Origin of the sequence: Marinibium conchae (assembly GCF_015595035.1) — a bacterium.
Classification (GTDB): Bacteria; Pseudomonadota; Gammaproteobacteria; order Enterobacterales; family Alteromonadaceae; genus Glaciecola.
Window position 1 is genome coordinate 245,995 of record NZ_JADNRN010000004.1, and the last position, 26,355, is coordinate 272,349.

A 26,355-nucleotide genomic window follows, 5' to 3' on the forward strand; every position below is an offset into this window, starting at 1 on the left:
GCGTGAGTAAACTTGTTGCCAGCCATTTAGCAAAATCATACAAGTCACGCCAAGTTGTGCGAGATGTTAGCTTGGAAGTATCCACTGGGCAGATTGTGGGTTTATTGGGCCCAAATGGTGCAGGTAAAACAACCACCTTTTACATGATAGTAGGCTTAGTGCCCCTCGATAAAGGCGAAATATCCATCGACCAACTCAACTTATCGGTGCAACCGATGCATGAGAGAGCACGACACGGCATAGGCTATCTACCTCAAGAAGCTTCAATTTTTCGCAAACTCACCGTTTATGAAAATCTAATGGCAATTTTGCAAACCCGCAAAGAACTCACAAAAGATCAGCGCGAACAGCAAGCTGATGATTTAATGGATGAGTTTAATGTGAATCATATTAGAAATAATTTAGGCATGAGTTTATCAGGTGGAGAGCGGCGTAGAGTCGAAATTGCTCGCGCTTTAGCAGCGAATCCGAAATTTATTTTACTCGATGAACCCTTCGCCGGTGTTGACCCAATTTCTGTTAATGATATAAAGAAGATAATACAGCAACTAAAAGAACGAGATATTGGTGTATTGATCACCGATCACAATGTTCGAGAAACTTTAGATGTATGTGAACAAGCTTATATAGTGAGTCACGGTGAGTTAATCGCGTCAGGTAGCGCAGAAGAAGTTCTCGAAAACCAAAAGGTGAGAGATGTGTATCTTGGTGAGCAATTCGTTCTGTAGTCAAATCGTTTTAATAGGTAATTATTGATTATGTTCAAAATTCGGCAGTATCGTCTTACTCAAGACTCCCTGCATTCTCAAATGACTGGCTTTACTCGCTCAGTTATGTCGAGTTTGGATGTTACGAGAGAAGGACATCAATGAAGCCTTCATTACAGTTAAAATTCAGTCAACAACTTACCATGACGCCGCAACTTCAGCAGGCGATCAAACTCTTACAACTTTCCACCCTTGATTTACAGCAAGAAATTCAAGAAGCACTGGATTCAAATCCTCTCTTAGAGCTGGACGAAAGCGACAGTCATGCAGATAAATCAGACGACAAACAATTGTCGGATAAATCCAGTAATGACGGCAGCGACGAAAGCGATGGTGACTATCTCGATAACACATCGTTGAATGCTGAAAACTCTGACAACGTCGACAGCCACGATGCACTCGAGAATAATGAAATTCCCGATGACCTCCCCATCGATAGTTCATGGGAAGAATATTTAAGTTCATCATCTGCCCCCGCAACCATGACAGGTGGCGCCAGCCCCGATGATGATTATGTATTTCAGGGCGAAACTAGCGAAAATATTCAGGATCATTTGTTGTGGCAAATGGAACTCACACCCTTTTCGGATATCGATCGCTCGATTGCAATATCCATTATCGACAGTATCGACGAATCTGGTTATCTGACAGTAAGTTGCGAAGAAATACTCGATAGCCTGCAAAATGAGGAAATTGAGCTCGACGAAGTGGAGTGTGTATTGAAGCGCATTCAAATGTTCGACCCAATCGGTTCGGGTTCGCGCAATCCTCAAGAATGTCTGATGGTGCAACTTAATCAGTTCGCCCCCGACACACCTTGGGTTGCGGAAACTAAAATGCTATTAACTGAGCACAGCGATTTAATTAGTAGCAAAGACTACCGTACTTTGATGCGCAAAACAAAACTGAAGGAAGACCAGCTGCGAGAAGTCATGCGTTTGTTGAAAACACTGAATCCGCGTCCTGGGTCGGCGATATCACAAAAAGAAGCTGAGTATGTTATTCCTGACGTAAGCGTATCTAAGAAAAATGGTCGCTGGGTAGTTGAGCTAAATAATGATTCTTTACCACCTCTTGTAGTCAATAAAGAATATGCTGCACTGAGTAAAACAACAAAAAATTCGAACGATTCGCAATTTATTAAGTCTCATTTACAAGAAGCTAAATGGTTTATAAAGAGTTTGGAGAGTCGTAACGAAACACTTATGAAGGTATCGCACTGTATCGTACAGCAGCAGATGGGCTTCTTCGAACATGGCCCTGAAATGATGAAACCAATGGTATTAAATGATGTGGCCGAAATGGTCGACATGCATGAGTCAACAATATCGCGGGTGACTACTCAGAAATACATGCATACGCCTCGTGGTATTTATGAACTTAAGTACTTTTTTTCCAGCCACGTTTCCACGGAATCTGGCGGAGAGTGCTCATCTACTGCGATCAGGGCGCTTATTAAAAAATTAGTGGCGGCAGAACTGCCTGCTAAGCCCCTAAGTGATAGCAAAATTGCGCAATTGTTAGCCGAGCAAGGCATTCAAGTTGCACGGCGGACAATTGCAAAATATCGAGAGTCTCTCTCGATTCCCCCGTCGAACCAAAGAAAAAGTCTGTTATAAGACGAAACTAGAGGACGTAACATTATGCAAATTAACCTAACTGGTCACCACGTTGATATTACCGATTCACTCAGAGCATACGTCGATACAAAATTTGAAAAACTAGAACGGCACTTCGATCATATTAGCAACGTACACGTTGTGCTAAACGTGGAAAAAATAAATCAGAGAGCTGAAGCAACAGTGCATCTCAAAGGCGATGTTGTGCATGCCAATGCCGAGCATACCGATATGTATGCAGCCATAGATGGCTTGATTGATAAGCTCGACAGACAAGTTATTAAGCACAAGGAAAAACTAAAACGACACTAGTCGTCAGTTCGTTATGATTATATCCGATATAGTATCTTTAGACCGCACTGAATGTGCGGTCGATTGCCAAAGCAAAAAACGAATCTTTGAAGTTATTAGTGAAATTGCTGTTAAACAGCGCCCCGACTTAGATATCGATACCGTACTTGCTAGCATGCTTAACCGAGAAAAAGTGGGTAGCACTGGTATTGGGAACGGTATCGCTATTCCCCACGGTCGTATAGAAGGTATTAATGACATTATTGCAGTTGTTGTTACAAGTGAAGATCCCATCAACTTTGACGCTATTGACGACAAACCTGTCGATATCTTTTTTGCATTATTAGTGCCCGCCGAACAAACCGACGCGCATTTGCAAACCCTATCATCCATTGCACAAAAACTGAGTGATAAAAGTATTGTTAAGGCACTGCGAAAAGCCTCAACGAAAGACCAAATCATTGCAGCCTTGCATTAAGCCCATTACCAGTAGGCCCGAGAAATGAATCTTTTGATAATTAGTGGACGCTCAGGCTCAGGCAAATCTATTGCCTTACGCTCTCTTGAAGATCTCGGCTATTACTGCGTAGATAATATTCCAGTTAGCTTACTGCCAACGCTCACTCATGCTCTAGCAGACGAACACGAAAATGTTGCCGTCAGTATCGATGTTCGAAATATTCCTAAAATGGCGACCGAGGTATCTGAAATTGTCGACTTTCTCCCTAAAATTTGGGAAGTGACCATATTATACTTAGACGCAAGTGATGACGTTTTGATTAAGCGTTATAGTGAAACACGACGCCTTCACCCTTTGAATAAACTGGGGAAATCGCTGTCAGAATCTGTAGAAGCAGAGCGTGAGATCCTCATTCCGGTTTCAGAAAAAGCCGACCTGCATATTAATACAGATAACCTCTCATTACATGAATTGTCTGAGCTCATCCGAGAACGAGTACTTGGCAAAAAAAGTACAAACTTGGTTATTGTATTTGAATCTTTTGGATTTAAGTATGGTATCCCCAAAGATGCAGATTATGTTTTTGACGCACGCTTTCTACCAAATCCCCATTGGGAGCCCGACCTAAAACCGCTTACCGGATTAGACGGCCCTGTTCAAGTGTTTCTCAGCGGGCAGCCTTTAGTTACTAAATTTATATGGCAGATTCAAAATCTCATCAGCACTTGGCTGCCGCATCTTGAACGTAATAATAGAAGCTATGTTACCGTTGCAATTGGATGCACTGGCGGACAACACCGTTCGGTATTCGTTGCAGAGTCGCTTGCAACCAGCTTCAAATCAAGTCATGGAGACGTTCAAATACGCCATCGTGAGCTTAAACATATTATGGCGAGTAAAAGTAGTGAAAATGCGGACACTAGCAAATGACCTTAGAGAAAAAACTGACAATTGTTAATAAACTTGGTTTACACGCTCGAGCTGCAACACAACTTGCAAAGCTGGCCAATCAATTTGATGCCACTATTACTCTCCATCAAGGTGAAAAAGAAGCGTTTGCCAACAGTGTCCTTGCTCTTATGATGCTAGAAAGTAGCCAGGGGAAAGAAGTATTGCTTAAGTGTGATGGCCCTGACGCGCAAAATGCCCTTGATGCGATCGAACATCTTATAAGCAATAAATTCAACGAAGACGAATAGTAGTCGCAGCAACAAAGGGGGCGTACCCGGTAAAATTGCGACTAAGCAAAATACATAAATTTCAATAAAATCAACAAGACAAATAACACTAGAGCAATCTAGTGTTATACTAGCTGCATCAACACAACTTAGTTTACGCCTCAAAGGTGCTACTAATTTAGAAATGCTAAAGGGTGTTATGGCAGAAACATTAGAATCGAGCAACGTTCAAAGCCAATTATCATCGATAAGTGAATCGCTTAACGATGGTACTTTTGTGCAAGTTCGAAAACTTCTGCACGACCTCCCCTCAAGTGACGTCGCCCTACTCCTTGAATCTAGCCCTACAAAGACACGTATCGAGCTTTGGGAATTGCTTGACGCAGATTTCCATGGTGATGTACTTGAAGAGCTCTCAGAGGATGTGCGTAACGGTATTATCACGAAAATGGTTCCTTCAAGTGTGGTTGACGCACTTGAGGACATGGATACCGATGACTTAGCCGAAACCCTCAGCACACTTCCAGACACAGTCTTGCAAAGCATTCTGAAATCGATGGATACTCAAGACCGTCAACGCGCCGAAAAAGCACTTTCTTATGGTGAAGACACGGCTGGTTTCATCATGAATACCGACACCATTACACTAAGGCCCGACGTGACGGTCGACGTGGTGTTGCGCTATTTGCGCTTAAAAGGTAACTTACCGGAAAACACCGACACGCTATATGTTGTTAATCGCTACGACAACCTCATCGGCACTGTATTGGTCACCAAACTACTCACCTCACTTCCTGACATGAGTGTGAGTGATATTATGAACGAAGAAGCTGAAACCATTCCCGTAGATATGAGTGACAGCGAAGTGGCAAGTATGTTTGAGCGCTATGATTGGCTCTCAGCGCCAGTAGTAGATGCACAACAAACCTTGGTAGGACGAATTACGATTGACGACGTGGTTGATATTATTCGTGAAGACGCAGAGCACAGTATGATGAGTATGGCCGGTCTTGATGATGAGGAAGATACCTTCGCACCGGTAGGCCAGAGTACCAAACGCCGCTCGATATGGTTAGGTGTTAACCTAGTTACTGCGTTGCTAGCAGCCGCAGTAAGCGACCTATTTGAAGCGACGCTTAGCCAGTTAGCGGTGTTGGCGATTCTTAACACCATTGTTCCTAGTATGGGTGGCGTAGCTGGAAACCAAACTCTCACGCTAGTCATTCGAGGCATGGCACTGGGGCATGTCAGCCCGAGTAACTCAGTTTGGCTAGTAAGGAAAGAGTTAGCGATTGGTTTTTTAAATGGTGTGATCTGGGCAAGCTTGATTGCGTCGGTAATAGCATTGTGGAAACAGGACTTCATGCTGGGCGCAGTTATTGCCTTTGCGATGATGATGAACATGATAGCAGCAGGTCTTGCAGGGGCAACGCTCCCCATTATTATGAAAAAGTATAATATTGACCCCGCGCTTGCTGGCAGTGTTATCTTAACCACCATTACAGATGTTGTTGGTATCTTCGCTTTCTTAGGTACGGCCACCTTATTTTTACTGTAAATAGTTTGCTGTCAGTTGCCAGTACAGGAGTCGATTTTTGAGCCAAAAGATAGCATTACTAAACACCTTAAAAAAACTACTCAAAACCCAAGGCTTCACCTATAAGAAAGTGGCTATGCACTTAGACCTATCCGAAGCCGCAATAAAACGCATGTTTGCCAATAATGACTTCTCCTTATCTCGTTTAGAGAGTTTATGCACACTATTAGGAATAGAGATTTCAGACCTCACAACAATTATGCTTGAAGATAAACCGCTTACAGAACGTTTGAGTCTTGAACAGGAGAGTAGCTTGATTAGCAATACAAAATTGCTCATGTTAAGCCACCTGTTAATGAGCCATTGGTCATGCAGCGATGTTATCGCACAATATGATTATAGCGAGCACGAGCTCACACGTTGTCTTGCTCAACTCGACAAAATGAAGATCATCGACCTTCTTCCGGGAAACAGAGTAAAATTGAAGGTAAGCCGTGATTTCAAGTGGATAGAAAATGGCCCAATTGAGCAGTTTTACAAGCAACATGTGCAGTCTGATTTTTTTCGTAGCAAATTTACAGCCAACTCAGAAATTCGTTTGTTTCTCTCGGGAATGCTTAGCAAAGCTAGTTCAGCCGATTTAATTAACAGAATAGAGCGATTAGGTTCCGCGTTTAATACTGCTCTCGATAAAGATCAGGTAGTAGACTTTGACGATAAATTCGGCACTGCTCTGGTTGTTGCCATGCGGCCATGGACCTTGGCCATTTTTGAACAATACCGAAAGAAAAACTAATTTTCTTCTCAAAGCTCACAAATAACTAAACCTTCGTTGTCATTACGGCATATATATACTGTCACCCTTATTTTGTGTTTAGCTCATCCTTTTGGGCTTCATACCATTTAGAATCATGCTGAGGCTATATATGCTTTCCGTAATACGCAGTTTATCTTCTTTACTTTCCTACAATAGGCATATTAACAAGTCTCGCAAGCAAACCTGTCACCAGAGATCATCAACTCCAGAACAGAGTAATGAAGACCAGTGGCAAGATACTGGAGAAGTCTATTATCTCGAAAATACCTTAAAGTTGAGCTATCAATCAAAGCACGGAAAGGTAACGTTTGAGGAACTGAACTTTTCGTCTTTATCTGAAGTGCTTAAGGATATTCGTAAAAATGAACATGATTATTTAAAACAAAGCGCTATCGCAGGTCAGAAGATTGCATTTAACATTAGCCTTTGCGCGGTTACATGGCAAACCAAGGGAGAAAGTACAAGAATAAAAGCAGTAGCCGACGCCGCCTTGTTACGCAGCACCGATATAGATTTCACGCATTCACAAGCCGTATTTAAACAAGACTTTATGTTAGAACATGACGATGTACTGTCGGCTTCGGGCCCAAGAAAAAAAGGGGTATCGACATACTATAATGTTTCAGTTCCACAATTCTTGGTTGAAATAAAAAAAGCGAATTTAGCTATCGCACCTGAAAATAAACGCAGAATTAATGTGAAGCATGACAATTTCGACAGTATGTTCAGCGAGAACGAAACGCTGCAACTGCAACGCGTCTTAAGCTCATCTAACACCAAGGAAGGTAACACCGAGGAAGATTCTGCTGATTTGCGTCTACGTAACAAGCAGAGCCAAAAGACGCACACCTAAGTTAGTGTGCGTTTCAAGCTGATGCTTTCCCTATACATTCTGCTTTTTCGAAGCAAATAAGCTCATCATATCTGACTTATAGCGTCTAAAATATGCCTTAATATCCTCTAAGATAAGATAGTTAATTGGCACAATAAACAGGGTAATAAGGGTCGCAAACAGGATACCAAAGCCCAAGCTAATAGCCATTGGGATAAGGAATTGTGCTTGCGTCGATTTTTCGAATAACAAGGGGATTAACCCAGCAAAAGTCGTAAGAGAGGTCAACAAGACTGGTCTGAAGCGTCTACCACCCGCATTAAAAACAGCATCTTTTAGGGCAACGCCTTCTTTTCTTCGCTGATTGATATAGTCGACTAATACCAAAGAGTCGTTTACAACCACACCTGATAACGCCAACATCCCCATGAAACTGAGTAGAGTGAGATCCATTCCCATGATCCAATGCCCTATTACCGCACCAACTAGGCCAAATGGAATGACCGACATAACAATGATTGGCTGAGAATAAGATTTAAACGGAATGGCCAAGAGTATATATATCAATATTAGCAATGCCACTGCCCCAACCATCAAACCCTGCGATGACTCTGCTTGGTCTCTGGCTTCACCAGCCATTTCAAAGTTTGTGCCCGGGAAAGCACTGACTTCTTGTGCTAACCACTCTCTTAATTCTTCTTGTACTAATGATAAATCGCCTCCCTGTTTATCGAAATCAGCGCTAACAGATAGCGTTCGCTGGCGGTCAACGCGCAAAATATTATCTGGGCTTAGACCTGGGAACACATTTGCAACTTGCCACAAGGGCACTTCGGTGTTCGGTCCGATGCGAATAGTCATTTGCTCTAAGGTCTCGATGGATTGTCGTGCTTCAAGAGGATAACGCACCATTACGCGCACTTCTTCACGTCCACGCTGAACTCTTTGTACTTCAAATCCAAACACGGCTTGACGAACTTGTCTTGCAACAGTGTTCAAGTCTAATCCGAGCAAGCGGGCTTCTGGTTTCAATTCAAGTTGCAATTCTTCTTTGCCATCAGACAGTGTATCTTCAATATCGGAAACCGCAGAGTAAGTTGCCAACTGAGTTTTTAAACGCTCGCCTAAGGCCGCCAATGCTTCGGTGTCTCGCCCTTTTAACTCGATATTAATAGCTGACCCGCCCCAGCCACCGATTTCTGCTCGGTAATTTAGCTGCTCAGCGCCAGCAACTTGCCCAACTCGCTTGCGCCATTCATTGACCACTTCTCGGGTAGTAATATCAATACTTCTTTTTTCTGGCGGGATCATATCGATCTGTACACGGCCAGTGGTCGAATTTCTTCCACCGCTTATAGAATAAATATTACGGATGATTGACTCGCCGGTATCGTCATCGCGATACTCTTCTTGCAAGTCTTTGGCGTGTTTAGTAATGCTAGACACTATGCGATCAGTGCTCTCAAATGCAGTACCCGCTGGCATCACTAAGTTCGCAGTCGCCACTTCACTTTGCACTCTTGGAAAGAAGACAAATTTTGTTTGTCCTGCTGCAATCGTTCCTATGATAATCACCAAACAAGCAAACATCGTCATCCAAGATGCATAACGCCACCGCATGGCTTGTGCTAACGCAGGTTGATAAACCCGTTCAATAAGCAACTCCAAAGAATTTGCTATTTTTTGTTGTAGTCTCAAGAGTCGACCCGGCTTTTTGTCACTTCTCGCTTTCACATGCTTTAGGTGAGCGGGCAGGATGAATTTTGACTCAATCAAAGAGAACAGCAAAACAGGAATGATTACGTAAGGAATAGCAGCATACCAACTGCCTCTGCCGGTTTGAAAAGCCAGAGGAAGAAACGCTGCTGCGGTAGTTAAAATCCCAAAAGTAACAGGGACTGCAACCTCTCGTGTACCGTTTATAGCGGCATCTAAAGGTGTTGCTCCACGCTGCAAATGCGAATACACATTCTCGCCAGTAACAATAGCGTCATCGACCACAATACCCAGCACCAAAATAAAAGCAAACAGACTCATCAAATTCAGCGTTACCCCAAACAGGGGCATGAATAAAAAAGCCCCCATAAAACACATTGGAATGCCTAAACACACCCAAAATGCCACTGAAGGCCGCAGAAATAGGGCCAACAAGATAATAACCAGTAACATGCCCTGCCAAGCACTGGTAGAGAGAGTCTGTAACCTAGCCTTTATCGGTTCACTTCTATCCCGCCAAAAGTCGATACTCATTCCTTGTGGCATTTGCGACTGTTTATCTTCTATATAATTGCGAACAGCGGTCGTAACATCAATGATGCTCTCGTCACCCGTTCTGAAAATCTCGACTTCAATCGCCGAGACACCGTTAAATCTCATTCGTAGAGGTGTTTCTTCAAACTCATCACGTAAGTTAGCAACGTCACCTAGGCGCACCATTGTGCCATCTTGAGTAGTGATTATCGGAATATCCGCAAAATCATCAGCTCGATAGGCTTGTCCCCGACTTCTAATGAAGATGTCACCGCCATCTGTTTTAAGGTTGCCGGCAGATACATCATTAGAGTTCTGTCTTAATACGCCAGCTATCTGCTCAAGACTGATATCATATTGACGAAGGGCCCATTCAGGTATTTCAATAGAAATTTCGTAAGGGAGTACATTTTCAACCTCCACCTGCGATACTTCGCTCAGACTTGCTATTTCATCGCGAATATTATCCGCGTAGCGACGCAGCGTTAACGCATCGTAATCACCATATAACACCACACCGATAGCATCTCTTCGCCATTGAGGAACTTGAATGAGTAAGTTCTCAGCCTCAATTGGGAAATTATTAACCGCATCTACCCGAATTTTCACTTCATCGAGCATCGCTCTGACATCATAGCCCTCCTCGACTTGAACTGTCACCGACGCGCCGCCCTCACGACTGGAAGAAGTTATTTGGCGAATTCCTTCAAGATCTTGAATGGCTTCTTCAATTTTTATCGTGATGCCCTCTTCAACCTCCTGCGGAGAAGCTCCAGGCAGGGTCATCGATATTTGTACATTTCGTTGTTCGAACTCAGGAAACAAATCGACGGGAATTTTTGTTGTCGCGACATAAATGCCACTTATCATTATCACGAAAAGAAGGATATTCGCGGCAACGTCGTTTTTTGCAAACCATGCTATCATTGTATTCTCCCTCAGACCTAGTTTGCAGCGACGGCATTCACCGCTGTGTTGATCTCTTTTGCAGGCGATGGTGGCGTGTCTTGTTCAGTCAAGATTGCTTTCACTTTAGTACCATCTGGCAAGTTTGCCGTTGGCGTAAGTATTAATTTATCGCTAGCTGATAAAGCGCTTCGAAAACTGTCTTGAGGGTAAACACTCTCTTTAGACGGCAGGGGGTTACTGGCAACAACCACGGAGCTGGCATCTGTCCACAGCGGCTCAATCCGCCGCTTTCTCAACACGCCTTCATCGGCAACGCTTACCATGTTGTCTTGTGATACCGCTCTGCGGGGAATAACAATGACGTCTCTTAAAGTGGAGCCTTGCACCTGCGCACGTAAAAATTGACCGACCCTAATGGCTGGTCTTGAATCAGTATTTTCAAAAGGTCTATCTACCTGAGCTACCAAATACAGCATTCTGGTTGACGGATCAAAAGCCCCTTCACTACGAACAATAATGCCATCCCATTGATATGTTTGACTACCAAGTTCACCTAATAGACGCACTCTAGGTTGTTCTGCATCGTCAGCTAGCTGCGAACCTGATTCACTTGGTAAATATAGATGCTCTAAGTCTGCTATTTTCACAGGTAAGCGCACTTCTATGGCATCAGTGCTATAAATATTTGCAATCATCTGTGAGGGACTCACTACTTGTCCAACATCGACCATTTGAGTTAATACTCGCCCATCAAAAGGCGCCACAATGGTGGTTCGTTCAAGGTTAAGTTTTGCTCTCTCCAAACGTGCCTTCGCAGCTCGCAAAGCGCTTTCGGCTGCAGCCACTTGAGGCTTTCTTAATGCCAATAAGCGGGCCGCTTCAGTAGTAGGTTGTTTATTCCATTGTTGAGCTGCTAACTCTGCCTCGGCAACTTCTTGAAGGTAACGCAATTGAGCGTCGGCCTCAGCAGAGGCAGCTATATCTACTTCAACTTCATAGTCACGACTGTCGAGCGACACCAGTACATCACCCTTTTTAAAGCTAGCCCCTGCGCGGATTTTCTCTGATACCGAATTGACGCGGCCACTAACCTCTGCAACCAACCCAGTTTGAGTCAAAGGTTCAGCTGTTCCGTATGAATCAACCCATACCTCGAAATCACGAACTTCTATATCTGCAATATCTACGGCCACACTTGGCGCAGGACGGTCACCACCCCAACGTCTCGCTTCGGGCTTGCTGCTAAATAAAGCGCTAAGCACTGCGGCGGTAATAATTAAGATAACGACGGTCACAAAGAAATGCGCTACCCAGTTCACCTTTTTGTTGTAACTGGCCTGTTGTTCTGATGTTGTACTCATGGTAATCCTTGCTGTGAAATAATTCACAAAAGCTCATAACAATTTCGTTACAAAGATTACGTAGTAAACTAGGCTTTGGGTTTTGTTTAATGCAAGTATTGCATTACATTTTTGTTAGATAAGTCTTGACCACATTCGACCGGTTTACGTTTACTGCTCTCCAAGCAAAGAGAAAGTGTCCATAATTTTTACATCATACAAAAAACACAAATTTATTCATCACATAATCAACGCCTTAAGAAACGGTGTGATAATTGCAACCCTGATAAAAACTAAAAGGCGCCGTGCTTTTTAGACAGTAATTAGGAATCAAAAATGAAAAAGCTAATCGCTTTCATACTGATAATTATGGCGGGCTCAAGTCATGCAGCACTTATTAGTCAATCGCACGACATCACTGCCTCAGGCGAAGGCTCTATCGGCTATACGTTTTTCGAAGTTACCGAAAGTGGTGTTTTCGACATATATACGATGGGCCCAACAATAGATCCAGTTCTCTTTTTGTTTATCGATGATGGTGACTTAAGCACAGATGATTTCATCGAAACTAACGACGACGGTTGTTCGAGTAGTGTATGCGGTCCATCGGGTGCTTTTAACAACTCATTAATCAGTGAAATCAGCCTGTCGATCGGATTTTACGTCGCCGCAATTTCTGACTTCGGCTTTTCAACTAGCGAAGCTATTTCTGGACTTAATATTAACGATAGAACAGGTCTCGCCTTCATTGTTGTTGATACTGGAACTGAAGGATTAGGTAACGCACGATTAACTTCTGTTAATGCTCCACAAGTTGTGTTGTTCTTTGCCCTTTTTCTGCCTTTACTCTTTGCTTCAAAATTCAAGCGAAAGTAGAAATAAATACAAACTAAAAATGGAGCCAATTTGGCTCCATTTTTTTTAATATTTTCGTCTTCTTGTTGCGGAGCCGTTCTTTCATCAATCATCTATTTTGTTGGCATTAACCCACTCTAATAGATGTTCCACATCCTGCTCTATGGCCATATCTAACTCTTCAACCCAGTCGTGCACATTTTCCCACCATGCAGGATGGTCACCCTGTTGTATTTTATTTGCAGTTTTCTGCACGCGCTGAAGCCCTACCGAGCCCGCTGCACCTTTAATTTTATGCGCCTGAGAGCATACGTCTGCTTTTTCGTCGGCGGCAAGGGATACTTTTAGAAGCTCGACATATTCTGGGATTTTCTCCTGAAAGACACCCAAACTAGTGCGGACCATATCTTCACCAATAGTGTCAATAAGCATCTGAAGCATTTCAATATCTAATATCTTGTCTACCTTTGGTATGCTCACTACTTCACTCGCTGCGGGTCTTTCTGACTTAGGCTGCTCAGCCGAAAACAGTTCATTGAATACCTCTATCACTCGGCTTTTCTTAATTGGCTTCGCAATAATATCATCCATTCCGTTTTGCAAATATTCTTCGCGCTTTTTGATTACGTTGGCAGTAAGTGCGACGATAGGGGTTTGTAAAACTAGCTCTTCTTCATGTAAAGTTCTAGCGACATCAAAGCCAGTCATGTCGGGCAATTGAATATCTAGTAGGATAAGATCATATTGGGTCTTCCTCGCCATTTCTATGGCAGCGGTACCTGTCATCGCCACCTCAACTCGCTGGCCTAACTTTTCAAGCAAGGCCTTAGCCACCATTACATTCAACTCGATATCTTCAACTAATAAAATATTCAAGTTATTTACTTCAAGCTCAGCCATGCGAGCCTGTTGCTTGCTGATAGCCACAGGCAAAATAATTTCAAAACAAGTGCCTTGACCAACGACACTATTGACCAGAATATCGCCATCCATCTTATCGACCATTTGTTTACAAATAGCCAAACCGATACCTGTTCCCGTCGCAGATTGATGATCGGGGTGATCGACCTGATAATACATCGCAAATATTTTTTCTAAGTCTTCCTCAGGAATGCCTACGCCAGTGTCGTTAATTCTAAAGGTTACTTTGGCATGGTCGGCACTCTCTACCTTGGCTTCGACTGTCAGCTTCACCTCACCCTTTTGGGTAAACTTAAGCGCGTTAAACAATATGTTCCATAATACCTGGCGCAAACGAGTACCATCTGCTTCAATTGCAACAGGAATGGGTTCAATAATTTCAGAATGGAAAGTAAGATTCTGGTCTTGCGCTAGCAGGCGGATAATGCTGCTTATCTCATTAGTGAAGTCTCGTAAATTGACTGTTTTGAGTTCAATTTCAATCTTATCGCGGTCAAGTTTATCTAAGTCAATAATATCGTTGAAAATATTTCCGAGAGTTATCGCACTAGCATAAATGGTACTCACCCACTCAAATTGTTCTTTTGAAAGCTTTGTATCTCGTAACATTCTGCTCAAGCCAACAATGCCATTCAAGGGCGTTCGCAGTTCATGGCTTATTGTGGCAATGAACTTGGTTTTATCCTTACTGGCTTGTTCAACTGCACTTTCAGCCTGCTTTCGTTCAGTCATGTCACGACCAAATGCCAACAAACCCAAGCGATGACCTTCCTTATCGAAGAAAGGTACCTTGCGCATCTCAAAATAACGCCTGCGTCCATCGGCGAACTTTAGCCACAGCTCTTCGGTAAGGCTTGCATTTGTTTCCAATACTTCATTGTCGCTGGCAGCAACTTGGCGAGCAAGGGATTCATCGTATACTTGGTGTGGCGTTAAGCCTAAAAGTTCGTCTTCGGTCTTTCCAGTGACCTGCTCGGCAACTCGGTTACAGCCAGCAAATCGTCCTTCTTCGTTTCGATAGTAAATGAGATCAGGAGACGCATCGATGATAGATCGCGTGAGTGTGGACAGACGACGAGCTTGCATCTCCTGTTCCGACTTCTCCTTGATTTCTTTTTCCAACTCTTCAAATACACTTTCACGCTCTAGCTGGGCATGGCGTCTTTGTTCTATTTCATAGTTTAATTGGCGTATATTGTTTTGAAGTTCGCGGTTGAGTATCACATCATGCTTTCTTAACCTCTCGAGCTGACTCACGGCATCCTCAAGATTAATTCTGCTATGCTCGAGCTGCTTTATCAATTCGCTAAAAAAGTACAAAACCCAAGGCGCACTCAATAAGGTAAGTATAATAGCGCTTATGAAGTCGTCGAATTCAATCTCGCTTCCCATACTTGTTCTGATAAGAAACGAACCTGCTAGGGTAAACAATAAAGTAAATACAACGAATAAAATGCTGACTTTCAAGGTTCCGATACGGTCGACAAATTTAGCAAACCTGATAGCCCATGATTCGTTTGATGATTTTGATTGCATTAACTTAGATTTCTTTGTCTTTCAATGCCGCTATGCTACCAGTAAAGCGCTTGAAGTAGAAATAGGAAAAGATATATCAATAATATTGTTTTTTATAGAAAGTCATGTAAAAGCTGAATGTAGCGGTGGTCAATTCTATAAATATGCAGCAATTGGTGAATGTTCATTCATATTTTCAGTTCTCACCAAGCATTTTTTCACGTAAAAAAATCACAAAAAAATCTCAAAATGTCGCAAAGTAGCTACATAAGACCATCGCTACATGGTTCTAAAATACAGGGATATAATCTTAAAAGCGCTTTTATATATGAATCATTCACCAAATAAATAATGATATTAATCGTGTTTATAATTGATTTTGGCTAGCTAAATGGGTATCTTTATCGCCTGCTAAAAATTGCATAAAAATGCGCGCAAAATATCGCGCTAATAGAAAATGTAGATAACGCGGCCTTTAACAGTCAACATTATTACGGGGCGCACTACGGCATGCTTGCTGTAGAAGGAGAACAAATGAGTTTATATCACCCAAATGATTCAAAAGATAACTGCGGATTTGGTCTTATTGCCCATACCCATGGCGACGCGAGTCATCAACTTGTATTGACTGCTATTGAAGGTTTAGACCGAATGCAGCACCGCGGCGGTGTTGCTGCGGATGGAAAAACCGGCGATGGCTGTGGCTTACTGCTACAAAAACCCGACTCCTTCTATCAAAAAATTGCGGATGATAAGGGCTGGAAGCTTAGCAAAAATTACGGTGTGGGGATGATTTTTCTTAGCCAAAATCCGACCCTAGCCCAACAGTCTCGCGATATATTAAGCGAAGAAATTGAAAGAGAAATGCTACCCGTATTGGGCTGGCGTGAGGTTCCAGTTGATAAAACCGTACTAGGTGAGTTGGCTAAAACGGGCGTGCCGCAGATAGAACAAATTTTCGTGAATAGCCCAACCGGCTGGCGCCCCGAGGATCTCGAGCGTCGACTTTACATGGCCCGTCGCAGAGCTGAAAAACGCTTAGCCGACGACCCCGACTTCTACGTAGCCTGTCTATCGGGTTTAGTAACGGTCTATAAAGGCTTGGTTATGCCGAAGGATCTGCCAAGCTTCTACCTCGACTTAGCGAACCCTGAGCTTGAATCAAGCATCTGCGTATTCCATCAGCGCTTTTCAACGAATACACTTCCAAAATGGCCACTGGCACAGCCCTTTCGTTTTCTTGCGCATAATGGTGAGATTAACACGATTAAGGGTAATCGTGACTGGGCTATGGCTCGTGCGGGTAAGTTTGCCACGCCACTAATACCAGATTTGATGCAAGCTGCGCCTTTTGTTAATACCGAAGGTTCTGACTCAAGCTCTCTCGACAACATGCTTGAACTCTTTCTTGCCGGCGGTATGGACTTATTCCGCGCGATGCGTCTACTAGTGCCACCCGCTTATCAAAACAATGAGACAATGGGCGACGACCTGCGTTCATTTTATGAATTCAATTCAATGCACATGGAACCATGGGATGGCCCTGCGGGTATCGTACTAACCAATGGCCGACATGTGGCGTGTAACCTTGATAGAAATGGCTTACGTCCTGCACGTTATGTGATCACCAAAGACGGCTTGATCACGCTTGCTTCCGAAATTGGTATTTGGGACTACAAACAAGAAGATGTGATTGAAAAAGGTCGTGTTGGGCCAGGTGAAATGCTGGCTGTTGATACCTATACTGGCAAGATATGGCGAACTAACGAGATCGACGAAGATTTACAATCACGTCACCCATACAAAGAGTGGTTAGACAGTCATATAAAACATCTTGTGCCCTTCGATCAAACAGAGGCAGAGTTGATTGGCAAACGCTCTTTTGACGACACCACAATGGCGACCTATCACAAGCTGTTTGGCTACAGTTACGAAGAAATGCAGCAAGTAATAAAAGTGCTTGCTAAAGACGGTCAAGAAGCTGTAGGTTCGATGGGCGACGACACTCCAATGGCTGTGATGTCGTCGAAGAGTCGCACTGTTTATGATTATTTTAGACAGCAGTTTGCTCAAGTAACTAACCCGCCAATCGATTCTTTGCGTGAAAACCATGTTATGTCGCTAGCAACCTGCATAGGCCGCGAACAAAACGTATTTAATGAAACCAGTGGCTATGCCAACCGAGTGTTGTTTGAATCACCAGTATTAATGTATACCGATTTAAAACAACTTCGCGAGCTAGACAGCGAACACTACCACCATGAAACCATTCAACTAAACTACAAGCCTAGTGAAGGCCTAGCGACCGCTATTGAGCGCGTTTGTAATGAGGTTGAGGATGCTGTTCGCGAGCGTTCTGCGGTTTTCGTTGTATTAACTGACCGTAAAATATCACCAGACATGCTGCCCATTCCTGCGGCAATGGCTGTGGGTGCCGTTCAACGCAGACTGGTTGACAGCCAGCTTCGCTGTGATGCAAACATTGTGGTTGAAACAGCATCGGCGAGAGACCCTCATCATTTTGCAGTGTTAATCGGCCTTGGTGCTACTGCTGTATATCCTTTCTTGGCTTATGAGACCATTGAGCAAATGGTAGATAACAATGAGCTAGATATTACTCCAATGCAGGCGGTACTGAATTATCGTAAAGGCATCAATAAAGGCTTGTACAAAATCATGTCTAAAATGGGCATCAGTACAATCGCTAGCTACCGTAGCTCAAAACTATTTGAAGCTGTCGGTATTAACAGAGAAGTGATATCGCTATGCTTCCGTGGAGTACCTTCACGTATACAAGGCGCTGCATTTGAAGACTTCGAGCAAGATATTCTTAATTTGGCTCGCATAGCTTGGCTTAAGCGCAAGTCTATATCGCACGGAGGCTTGCTAAAATATGTTCATGGTGGGGAATACCATGCATATAATCCAGATGTGGTTACATCACTACAAAAAGCAGTCGTTAGTGGCGACTACGATGACTATAAAGTTTACAGTAATCTTGTAAATGGAAGAGCGCCGTCGCATCTGCGCGATTTAATGGAAATAAAGAGCTTCAAAGAAGCGATTCATGTAGACCAAGTGGAGCCTGCTGAGAATTTATTCCCACGTTTCGACACCGCAGCCATGTCGATAGGCGCATTAAGCCCCGAAGCGCACGAAGCGCTGGCTATTGCAATGAATCGCTTGGGCGGTCAGTCGAACTCGGGTGAGGGTGGAGAAGATCCAGCTAGATTCAATACCGAGAAAAACAGCAAAATCAAGCAAGTTGCATCAGGTCGCTTTGGCGTTACACCACATTACCTAATGAATGCAAACGTTATTCAAATAAAAGTCGCACAAGGGGCAAAACCCGGTGAAGGCGGCCAACTTCCTGGCGATAAAGTTAACAAATACATTGCCGAGCTACGCTTCTCTGTTCCCGGTGTAACACTTATTTCACCACCACCACATCATGATATTTATTCTATTGAAGATTTAGCCCAGCTTATTTTCGATTTAAAACAAGTGAATCCGAAAGCGCTTATATCGGTGAAATTAGTATCTGAACCAGGTGTAGGTACGATCGCTACTGGTGTAGCAAAGGCTTACGCCGACCTGATTACGATCAGCGGCTACGACGGTGGCACCGGTGCAAGCCCACTTACGTCGGTGAAATACGCAGGAAGCCCATTTGAGTTAGGCTTGGCGGAAACACAGCAAGCGCTTGTTGAAAATGGTTTGCGTCATAAAGTACGTGTTCAGACCGACGGCGGTTTGAAAACGGGTTTAGATGTGGTTAAAGCAGGAATTTTAGGTGCTGAAAGCTTTGGTTTTGGTACCGGACCAATGGTTGCATTGGGTTGTAAATACCTCCGCATATGCCATTTGAATAATTGTGCAACAGGTGTTGCAACACAAGACAAATCCTTGCGCGACAACTATTTCATTGGTCTTCCAGACATGGTCATGAATTACTTTAAATTTGTGGCACAGGAAGTCAGAGAAATAATGGCGAGTATTGGCGTGACTAAGTTCGAGGACTTAGTCGGTAGAACAGAGCTGTTAACGCTTTTAGACGGTCAAACCGCGAAGCAGCAACGCTTAGACCTATCACCTTTACTTGAGAAACCAGAAGCAGGAAAGCACACTCGCTTATTTTGTTCAGAGACGACAAATGAACCGATTGATAAGGGTGTTCTCAATAAACAAATACTTGCAGACACTCAGCAAGCTGTCGACAAATCAAGCGGCGCAAATAGGTCTTATGCAGTGCGCAATACAGACCGCAGCGTAGGAGCGACCTTATCTGGCTACATAGCAAGTATTCATGGTAATACTGGAATGGAAGACAAGCCTATTAACCTAACCTTAACTGGTACCGTTGGTCAAAGCTTCGGGGTTTGGAATGCAGGCGGTTTAAATATGCGTCTGATTGGCGATGCAAATGATTACGTGGGTAAGGGTATGACAGGTGGCAAGCTGGTAATTCATCCACCGCGCAATATCAGTTTCGACACTCATTCCAGCGCCATTATGGGAAATACTTGCTTGTATGGTGCCACCGGCGGCAAGCTCTATGCTGCAGGCAGAGCAGGTGAACGTTTTGCCGTCAGAAACTCGGGAGCTGTTGCAGTAGTCGAGGGCATGGGCGATAACGGCTGTGAATACATGACTGGTGGTATTGTTGCGTCGTTGGGCAGTGTTGGTGTGAATTTCGGTGCCGGTATGACCGGCGGCTTTGCCTATCTCTATGATGAGTTTGGTGACATTGAGCACAGAGTGAATATAGAACTCGTTGATGTAATGAGCGTTAACGACAAAGTGATCTTGTCTGAGCACTTACGTGGCTTAATAAATGGTCACTACGAAGAAACTGCGAGTGAACACTCTTTAGCTCTACTTACCAACTTTGCAGAAGAAAGTAAGAAGTTTAGGTTAATTAAACCGAAAACCAGTGATGTTAAAAATTTGCTTGGTCATATTAGCCGTTCCAGCGCGGAACTTCGCGTTCAAGCGCAATAGGAAAAGGGAGAAGTATTATGGCTAAAAATGTATATCAATTTGTTGATGTTGAAAGAATCGACCCACCCAAAAAACCCATTATGGTGAGAAAAGAGGACTTTGGTGAAATATACCAGCCTCTCACACAGTCTCAAACTGAGGGCCAAGCTGACCGTTGTTTAGACTGTGGTAACCCGTATTGTGAATGGAAATGTCCGGTACACAACTTTATTCCTCAATGGCTTGATTTAGCTAATGAAGGGAAGATCATCGAGGCTGCAGAACTATCTCACAAAACGAATAGTTTGCCAGAAGTATGTGGTCGTGTTTGTCCACAAGACAGACTATGTGAAGGCGCATGCACTCTCAATGATGACTTCGGTGCAGTCACGATAGGTAGTATTGAAAAATACATCACTGACACAGCATTTAAAATGGGTTGGCGACCAGACATGTCTGATGTTGTCGCGACCGATAAGAAAGTTGCCATTGTAGGTGCGGGGCCAGCAGGATTAGCCTGCGCTGATATATTAGTACGCAATGGCGTAAAACCTGTTGTATTCGACAAATATGAAGAAATCGGTGGTTTGCTTACCTTTGGTATTCCGTCGTTTAAATTAGAAAAAGAAGTCATCAAACTACGACGTCAAATCTTCAGCGACATGGGTGTTGAATTCGTTCTTAACACCGAAGTAGGCAAGGACATAGCGTTTCAAAGCTTGATCAATGATTACGATGCTGTGTTTTTAGGAATGGGCACCTACAAATCGATGAAAGGTGGATTCGATAATGAGAATGCACCTGGCGTTTTTGAGGCACTCCCCTTCTTAATCGCTAACATCAACCGCGTAATGGGAATAGAAAAAGACCCCGCTGATTTCATCGATATGAAAGGTAAAAAAGTGGTCGTTTTAGGTGGCGGAGACACCACTATGGATTGTGTGCGCACTTCTATTAGACAAGGCGCACAAAGCGTAACTTGTGCTTATCGCCGCGATGAAGAAAGCATGCCTGGGTCACGCCGAGAAGTTGTAAACGCAAAAGAAGAAGGTGTGGAGTTTCAATTCAATCTTCAACCTATCGATATTGCTGTTGACGAAAAAGGCCGAACAATTGGTGTTCGGGTGATCAAAACAACGATGGGTGAGCCAGACAATGCGGGTCGCCGCCGCCCAGTAGAAATAGAAGGTTCAGAGCATATACTTGAAGCCGACGCTGTTATCATTGCCTTTGGTTTTCAGCCAAGTCCAGCACCATGGTTTGCAGACTATGGCATCATACTTGATGAAAAAGGAAGAGTCCGTGCTCCTGCACAAGGACGTTATGCTTTCCAGACATCTAACCCCAAAATATTCAGTGGTGGAGACATGGTGAGAGGTTCAGATCTCGTAGTTACTGCCATTGACGAGGGCAGAAAAGCTGCTGAAGGCATATTAGATTATATGGGCGTATAGCCAAAATCTAATTTTTTTGAAATAATACATAAGCAGAAAGCCCAATTATCGACAAAAGGTAATTGGGCTTTATTTTGTAGATTGGTTATTTTTTAATATACTTAGCTATTAGTAAATAGACTCCAATCGCACAATACAGCTAGTATTCTGCCGTCAATGACTTATATTAGGGATGCTGAATCCATACCTTGGCCAACAAAGAAAACAACAGGCAGTGAAATGAAAAATCGACAAGAGACTCACAGGAACAACAGTAACGTGAATAACAAGCCCTCAAATTATCGTATTTCTAAATCTCAGGCGTTACTTGGCTTAACTGCCGGTATGCTTGCTGTTGGAATATCATCTGCCGCCATTGCCAATGACACCGACACCAAAGAGAAAACACCTGAGCAAGTAGAAAAAGCTCTATCGTCACTGTTGACCACAAAAAGTACGGATGAAAAGCCTGCACCAGCCAAGCAAGTTCCTACAGCGACGACTATGCTCATCTCGACTGAAGATGCGATTGCACCTAAATCACAAGACCATTCAGAAAAGTCGGTTTCTGAATTGATCATGGCTGGCCTTGCTATTACAAGCGAAGCAAAGAGCGAATTATCCGAAGAGCAAGCCTCTACAGATCTTGCAATACCTCAAGAAGCAACGCCTGCCCCTGAAGTAATGCGTGATTACGCAGTAGAAGATATCACATCTGTTTCTCAACTGAGCGACGACGTAGAAATGCAAATGTCATCTGCACTAGAGACCGCAGTTCAAGAAGACCAAGACGAGAAAGATGAAGTAGAAAAAGATGAAGCATCTGAAGATGAAGTCGCTGACGAGGCAGTAGCAAAGGATGAAGCTTCGAAGGACGACGAGAGTACGGAAAAAGAGGAAATCGTTGCAAAGAAAGCTGAAGAACAAAAAAGTGACGACATGGCGGAAGAAACTGCACCTGAACTTCCTGCATTGCCTGCACCTATACTAGAAGCGCAAGCCAAAGAAAAAGAACTGGAAAAAGCAAAGGAAACACTTGCAGTTGAAGAACTAGTTACCGAAGTCGAAGCCCAAGAAGCTGACGCAAAGGCACTCGCTGCTGAAGTAGAAAGCCAAGAAGCTGATGCACAAGCACTCGCTGCTGAAGTCGAAAGCCAAGAAGCTGATGCACAAGCACTCGCTGCTGAAGTCGAAAGCCAAGAAGCTGATGCACAAGCGCTGGCTGCTGAAGTTGAAAGCCAAGAAGCGGCTGCACAAGCCCTTGCTGCTGAAACAGAAAGACAAGAGACCGCTGCACAAGCCCTTGCTGCTGAAACAGAAAGACAAGAGACCGCTGCACAAGCCCTTGCTGCTGAAACAGAGAGACAAGAGGCCGCCGCACAAGCCCTTGCTGTTGAAACAGAAAGACAAGAGGCCGCTGCACAAGCCCTTGCTGCTGAAGCAAAGAGAAAAGAAGCAGCTGCACAAGAGCTTGCTGCTAAAGCCGAAAGCCAAGAAGCGGCTGCACAGGAGCTTGCCTCTGAGATAGAAGCAGAAGTTGTAGAGGCTGTATTGACTGAAAACAATGAGTTCATTGCGAACGAGCCTTCGAGCACTGAGAAAATAGACGCTGACAATAAAGCTACAGACAATACACCAGCAGTATCTGCCGAGCCTCAAGACCAAATTGGTGCCAAGGTTGAAGTAGCCATACGAGCCGAAGGTTGCCCAGAAAGCTTCAATAACATCGATATTCCGGTAAACGGAAAGCTATGCCAAATCTTTGCCGCAGATTTTCCGGCGTCGATGATATTGCATATTCCACAAACGCCGGAAGAAGTGGTGAATTACTATTTAGCGTCTTCTGATAAGTTTGTTGAGCCAAAAACAATCAAGAGCCGCACAATGCTCAAAAGTGTGGATAACAACACCACCCTGATCATCTCAAAAGATGGAAACGGCACACAGGTTGACATATTGGTTAAGCAACCAATTATCTAATACTTACAATAACGTAGCTTTACAAGCAACAAAATTTAAGCAGTTCGGAGTTAGTTACTTTGAACTGCTTTTTTACTTACAGCTCCCCTATTTCTTCATTTTCCTTATATTTCACGTTTACGCTTTTTTCCATCTTACTGTGAAACACAAAACGATTGTGGCACAAGCTTTGCTTTAGTTCATATAGCTTGTCAACGATACAAATTATTGACGTTTTTACATTAGGAGTTGTTATGGAATTTGCCATTATATTAATCATGATATTAATTGTGGTCGCGGTTGCCGCAATTAAACTAAGCGAAGATGAAGTCGATTTTCCCTTCATGCGTAGAAACACCTTATTTTCGCCCGTTGAGCATCAGTTCTTAGATATGATTGAAAAAGCGGTGGGACACGAATTCCGAGTGGTTTCTAGGGTTAAGCTTACTGATATTCTCTCGTTGCGAAGAAATACAAATAAGAAAGTCGCTAAAACCGCACTTTTAAGGGCTGGCAGAAAACAAATCGATTACGTATTGGTAAACAAGGAAGACATGACGCCCGTGCTTGCTCTTGATATCGTTCATAATTTAGGGAAAGAAGGACACAAAACCAAAAAAGACTTTTTTGTGACCGGAGCTTTAGACTCTGCTGGTATACCTCACGCTCGCATCAAAGCTAGACACGGATACAAAGTAGAGGATATAAGAGCCTGTATCGAAGCAAAGTTGGTTGCTCTGCGCCGACAGCAAGGCAAACTCCCTCTCCCAGCGGCTGATAATCAGTCAAGCTTGTTTACACCAACGAAGCGTCCTACGCGCCCAGTGAAAACATCTCGACAAGTGGCAGCATAATCGCTAAGAGCTGACGTAAGTTATTCAAACGAAACAAGACAGATTAAACACTACCTCCAAACGCAAGGCACTCCATGAGTACTTGCGTTTTACTTTGTGCTAGTTAAACTCAGCATAAATACCTAAGAGAAAACACATGAAAATAGCAATATTAGGCGCAATGGATGAAGAAGTCGCCTTACTGAAAGCATCCCTTCATAATCTAGCTGAAATCAATCATGCTCACCTTAGCTTTTACACTGGTGAACTTCACGGCAAAGAAGTGGTTATAGTGAAATGTGGAATAGGTAAAGTCGCTGCAGCTATTGCGACAACCCTCATCATCGATAAATTCTCGCCCGATTACGTGGTCAATACAGGCTCAGCCGGCGGCTTCGATAAGGAGCTGAATATTGGCGACTTGGTTATCAGCCAAAGTGTGACCCATCACGACGTTGATATTACTCACTTTGGTTATGCCTTGGGACAATGTGCTGGCATGCCCGAAACCTACGTTTGCAATGAAAGTCTTATTGCCGCAGCAGAAGCCTCCGCAAGTAAAATAAGTGGTATAAAAACAAAATCAGGACTGGTGTGCACTGGTGATAGCTTTATCGGCAGTGATGAGGCCGCTTCAGACCTACAAGCTAAATTCCCACAAATGACCGCTGTTGAAATGGAAGGAGCCGCAATTGCGCAAACCGCCTACTTGTTGGGTATTCCTTTTTTAGTAATTAGAAGCTTATCCGATATTGCCGGAAAAACCTCAACAGTATCATTTGAGGCGTATTTGGAGAAAGCCGCGAAAAATAGCGCAGAATTAGTAATGGGAATGCTCAAAGAGTTAAGTTAGGATTTTGGATACTTTTCTCAACCTCATATCCCTCACCTCGATCCAAAATTGGCTGATACTTGTTGCTGTATTGGCCTTTGAGCGCAGTATACAAATTCCAGTCAGGATGGACCCAATGGCTTTCGTGAACTTTTTGGGCCAGCGAATGGCCATAAAAGTGCTCCCAGCTAAAAGTGCCAGCAGTCAACAGCACATAATATCTGGAGCCCTTGGCGCATTCCTTATCATTGTGCCTTTTCTTGTTATACTCGTCATCTTCCGTGAATTTGTTTATTACCCTCAACTCTTCGACGCCTTGTTGCTTTACATTAGCATTCAATTCAGTCGTAATTCTGCTCGCTTCTTACAAGTTCGAAAGGCACTACTATTAGAAAAAAAGACATTGGCTCGTGAGCTTCTACAACCTATGGTGCTGCGAGACACTAAGGTTTTATCGACAATAGGAGTAAGTAAAGCAGCTATCGAGGCCGTAAGCTTACGATACTATTATCAGCTAGGAGTAACCCTTTTTTGGTTTGCTCTTCTTGGCCCATTTGCTGCACTCTCGTACCGCTGTTGCTATGAATTACATCACAGTTGGAATACAAAAGTGGTGAAATATCGATATTTCGGCCTCGTTGTGGCTAAAATATGCTCCTTTTTACAGTGGCTACCCGTTCGACTACTTGCCGTTTTAGCAATCATCAGCGGTAGAGGTTTTGGGCTTTTTATCTACCTGAAAAAACATCGAATTAGTCGCTCTTTTCGTGAAACTAAGGGCGCAATATTATTAAGAGCTAGCCACTTTGCATTAAATACTCATTTAAGTGGTGCGCTTTACTATGGAAAAACAAAATACCGGCGGAGTAACTACTTGGGAAGAGCTGAGCCGAATGCGTCGTTTATGCCCATGGCAATTTCGATACTGAATCGCGTGACCATTCTATATATCTTCGTCTTATTACTTTTGTGCGTTATCATTCAAACAATCACTTTAGTCATTTAAGTCATTCACTCATATATTCAG

General features: G+C 43.5%; 19 protein-coding genes. 16 read left to right on the forward strand and 3 right to left on the reverse strand.

Going from position 1 to position 26,355, the window contains the following annotated elements; genetic code table 11:
- Nucleotides 1-2: 2 nt before the first annotated feature.
- The 9 genes from lptB (at nt 3) to ISG33_RS16095 (ending at nt 7,522) form a co-directional block, all read left to right on the forward strand.
- On the forward strand, nt 3-728 hold the full coding sequence (gene lptB, locus ISG33_RS16055; protein WP_195734642.1) for an LPS export ABC transporter ATP-binding protein: 726 nt from the start codon (nt 3-5) through the stop codon (nt 726-728).
- A 140-nt stretch (nt 729-868) separates the two neighbouring features.
- On the forward strand, nt 869-2,386 hold the full coding sequence (locus ISG33_RS16060; protein ID WP_195734643.1) for an RNA polymerase factor sigma-54: 1,518 nt from the start codon (nt 869-871) through the stop codon (nt 2,384-2,386).
- Between the two features lie 24 nt (nt 2,387-2,410).
- The gene (hpf, locus tag ISG33_RS16065) at nt 2,411-2,698 is read left to right on the forward strand and encodes a ribosome hibernation promoting factor (RefSeq protein WP_195734644.1); all 288 of its coding nucleotides are present in this window, start codon (nt 2,411-2,413) and stop codon (nt 2,696-2,698) included.
- A gap of 13 nt (nt 2,699-2,711) precedes the next feature.
- Nucleotides 2,712-3,155, forward strand: coding sequence for a PTS IIA-like nitrogen regulatory protein PtsN (gene ptsN, locus ISG33_RS16070; RefSeq protein WP_195734645.1), 444 nt, complete (start codon nt 2,712-2,714; stop codon nt 3,153-3,155).
- A 24-nt stretch (nt 3,156-3,179) separates the two neighbouring features.
- Complete coding sequence (gene rapZ, locus ISG33_RS16075; protein WP_195734646.1) at nt 3,180-4,067, forward strand: RNase adapter RapZ; 888 nt, start codon at nt 3,180-3,182, stop codon at nt 4,065-4,067.
- Complete coding sequence (locus tag ISG33_RS16080; protein WP_195734647.1) at nt 4,064-4,336, forward strand: HPr family phosphocarrier protein; 273 nt, start codon at nt 4,064-4,066, stop codon at nt 4,334-4,336. Before rapZ ends, ISG33_RS16080 begins: the two co-directional genes overlap by 4 nt.
- Before the next feature lie 178 nt (nt 4,337-4,514).
- Nucleotides 4,515-5,873, forward strand: coding sequence for a magnesium transporter (gene mgtE, locus ISG33_RS16085; protein WP_195734648.1), 1,359 nt, complete (start codon nt 4,515-4,517; stop codon nt 5,871-5,873).
- Between the two features lie 37 nt (nt 5,874-5,910).
- A complete protein-coding gene (locus ISG33_RS16090) occupies nt 5,911-6,648 on the forward strand; it encodes a helix-turn-helix domain-containing protein (protein ID WP_195734649.1) in 738 nt (245 codons plus the stop codon).
- A 130-nt stretch (nt 6,649-6,778) separates the two neighbouring features.
- Complete coding sequence (locus tag ISG33_RS16095; RefSeq protein WP_195734650.1) at nt 6,779-7,522, forward strand: hypothetical protein; 744 nt, start codon at nt 6,779-6,781, stop codon at nt 7,520-7,522.
- Nucleotides 7,523-7,552: 30 nt separating this feature from the next.
- Here the strand turns inward: ISG33_RS16095 and ISG33_RS16100 are convergent, their stop codons facing one another.
- Together ISG33_RS16100 and ISG33_RS16105 are read right to left on the reverse strand one after the other, a co-directional pair.
- The gene (locus ISG33_RS16100; RefSeq protein ID WP_195734651.1) at nt 7,553-10,678 is read right to left on the reverse strand and encodes an efflux RND transporter permease subunit; all 3,126 of its coding nucleotides are present in this window, start codon (nt 10,676-10,678) and stop codon (nt 7,553-7,555) included.
- A gap of 17 nt (nt 10,679-10,695) precedes the next feature.
- Nucleotides 10,696-12,021, reverse strand: coding sequence for an efflux RND transporter periplasmic adaptor subunit (locus tag ISG33_RS16105; RefSeq protein ID WP_195734652.1), 1,326 nt, complete (start codon nt 12,019-12,021; stop codon nt 10,696-10,698).
- A 315-nt stretch (nt 12,022-12,336) separates the two neighbouring features.
- Here ISG33_RS16105 and ISG33_RS16110 point away from each other — a divergent pair, with 315 nt between their 5' ends.
- The gene (locus ISG33_RS16110; protein ID WP_195734653.1) at nt 12,337-12,876 is read left to right on the forward strand and encodes a DVUA0089 family protein; all 540 of its coding nucleotides are present in this window, start codon (nt 12,337-12,339) and stop codon (nt 12,874-12,876) included.
- 84 nt (nt 12,877-12,960) lie between these two features.
- Here ISG33_RS16110 and arcB read toward each other — a convergent pair whose 3' ends face one another.
- Entirely contained in the window at nt 12,961-15,312 is a 2,352-nt protein-coding gene (gene arcB, locus ISG33_RS16115) for an aerobic respiration two-component sensor histidine kinase ArcB (RefSeq protein WP_195734654.1), read from the reverse strand.
- A 513-nt stretch (nt 15,313-15,825) separates the two neighbouring features.
- On the opposite strand from arcB, the gene gltB reads away from it, so the two are divergent.
- The 6 genes from gltB to ISG33_RS16145 all read left to right on the forward strand — a co-directional run bounded on the left by gltB (nt 15,826) and on the right by ISG33_RS16145 (nt 26,334).
- On the forward strand, nt 15,826-20,292 hold the full coding sequence (gene gltB, locus ISG33_RS16120; protein WP_195734655.1) for a glutamate synthase large subunit: 4,467 nt from the start codon (nt 15,826-15,828) through the stop codon (nt 20,290-20,292).
- A gap of 17 nt (nt 20,293-20,309) precedes the next feature.
- Nucleotides 20,310-21,725, forward strand: a complete 1,416-nt coding sequence (locus ISG33_RS16125) for an FAD-dependent oxidoreductase (protein WP_195734656.1) — start codon at nt 20,310-20,312, stop codon at nt 21,723-21,725.
- Nucleotides 21,726-21,944: 219 nt separating this feature from the next.
- Nucleotides 21,945-23,684 carry a hypothetical protein gene (locus tag ISG33_RS16130; protein WP_195734657.1) on the forward strand — a complete coding sequence of 580 codons (1,740 nt, stop codon included), beginning with the start codon at nt 21,945-21,947 and terminating at the stop codon, nt 23,682-23,684.
- 233 nt (nt 23,685-23,917) lie between these two features.
- Nucleotides 23,918-24,517 carry a DUF2726 domain-containing protein gene (locus tag ISG33_RS16135; RefSeq protein WP_195734658.1) on the forward strand — a complete coding sequence of 200 codons (600 nt, stop codon included), beginning with the start codon at nt 23,918-23,920 and terminating at the stop codon, nt 24,515-24,517.
- A 136-nt stretch (nt 24,518-24,653) separates the two neighbouring features.
- Nucleotides 24,654-25,349: a 5'-methylthioadenosine/adenosylhomocysteine nucleosidase gene (locus ISG33_RS16140; protein ID WP_195734659.1), complete on the forward strand. Its 696-nt coding sequence runs from the start codon at nt 24,654-24,656 to the stop codon at nt 25,347-25,349.
- 4 nt (nt 25,350-25,353) lie between these two features.
- Complete coding sequence (locus ISG33_RS16145) at nt 25,354-26,334, forward strand: cobalamin biosynthesis protein CobD/CbiB (protein WP_195734660.1); 981 nt, start codon at nt 25,354-25,356, stop codon at nt 26,332-26,334.
- The last annotated feature ends 21 nt before the right edge of the window (nt 26,335-26,355 follow it).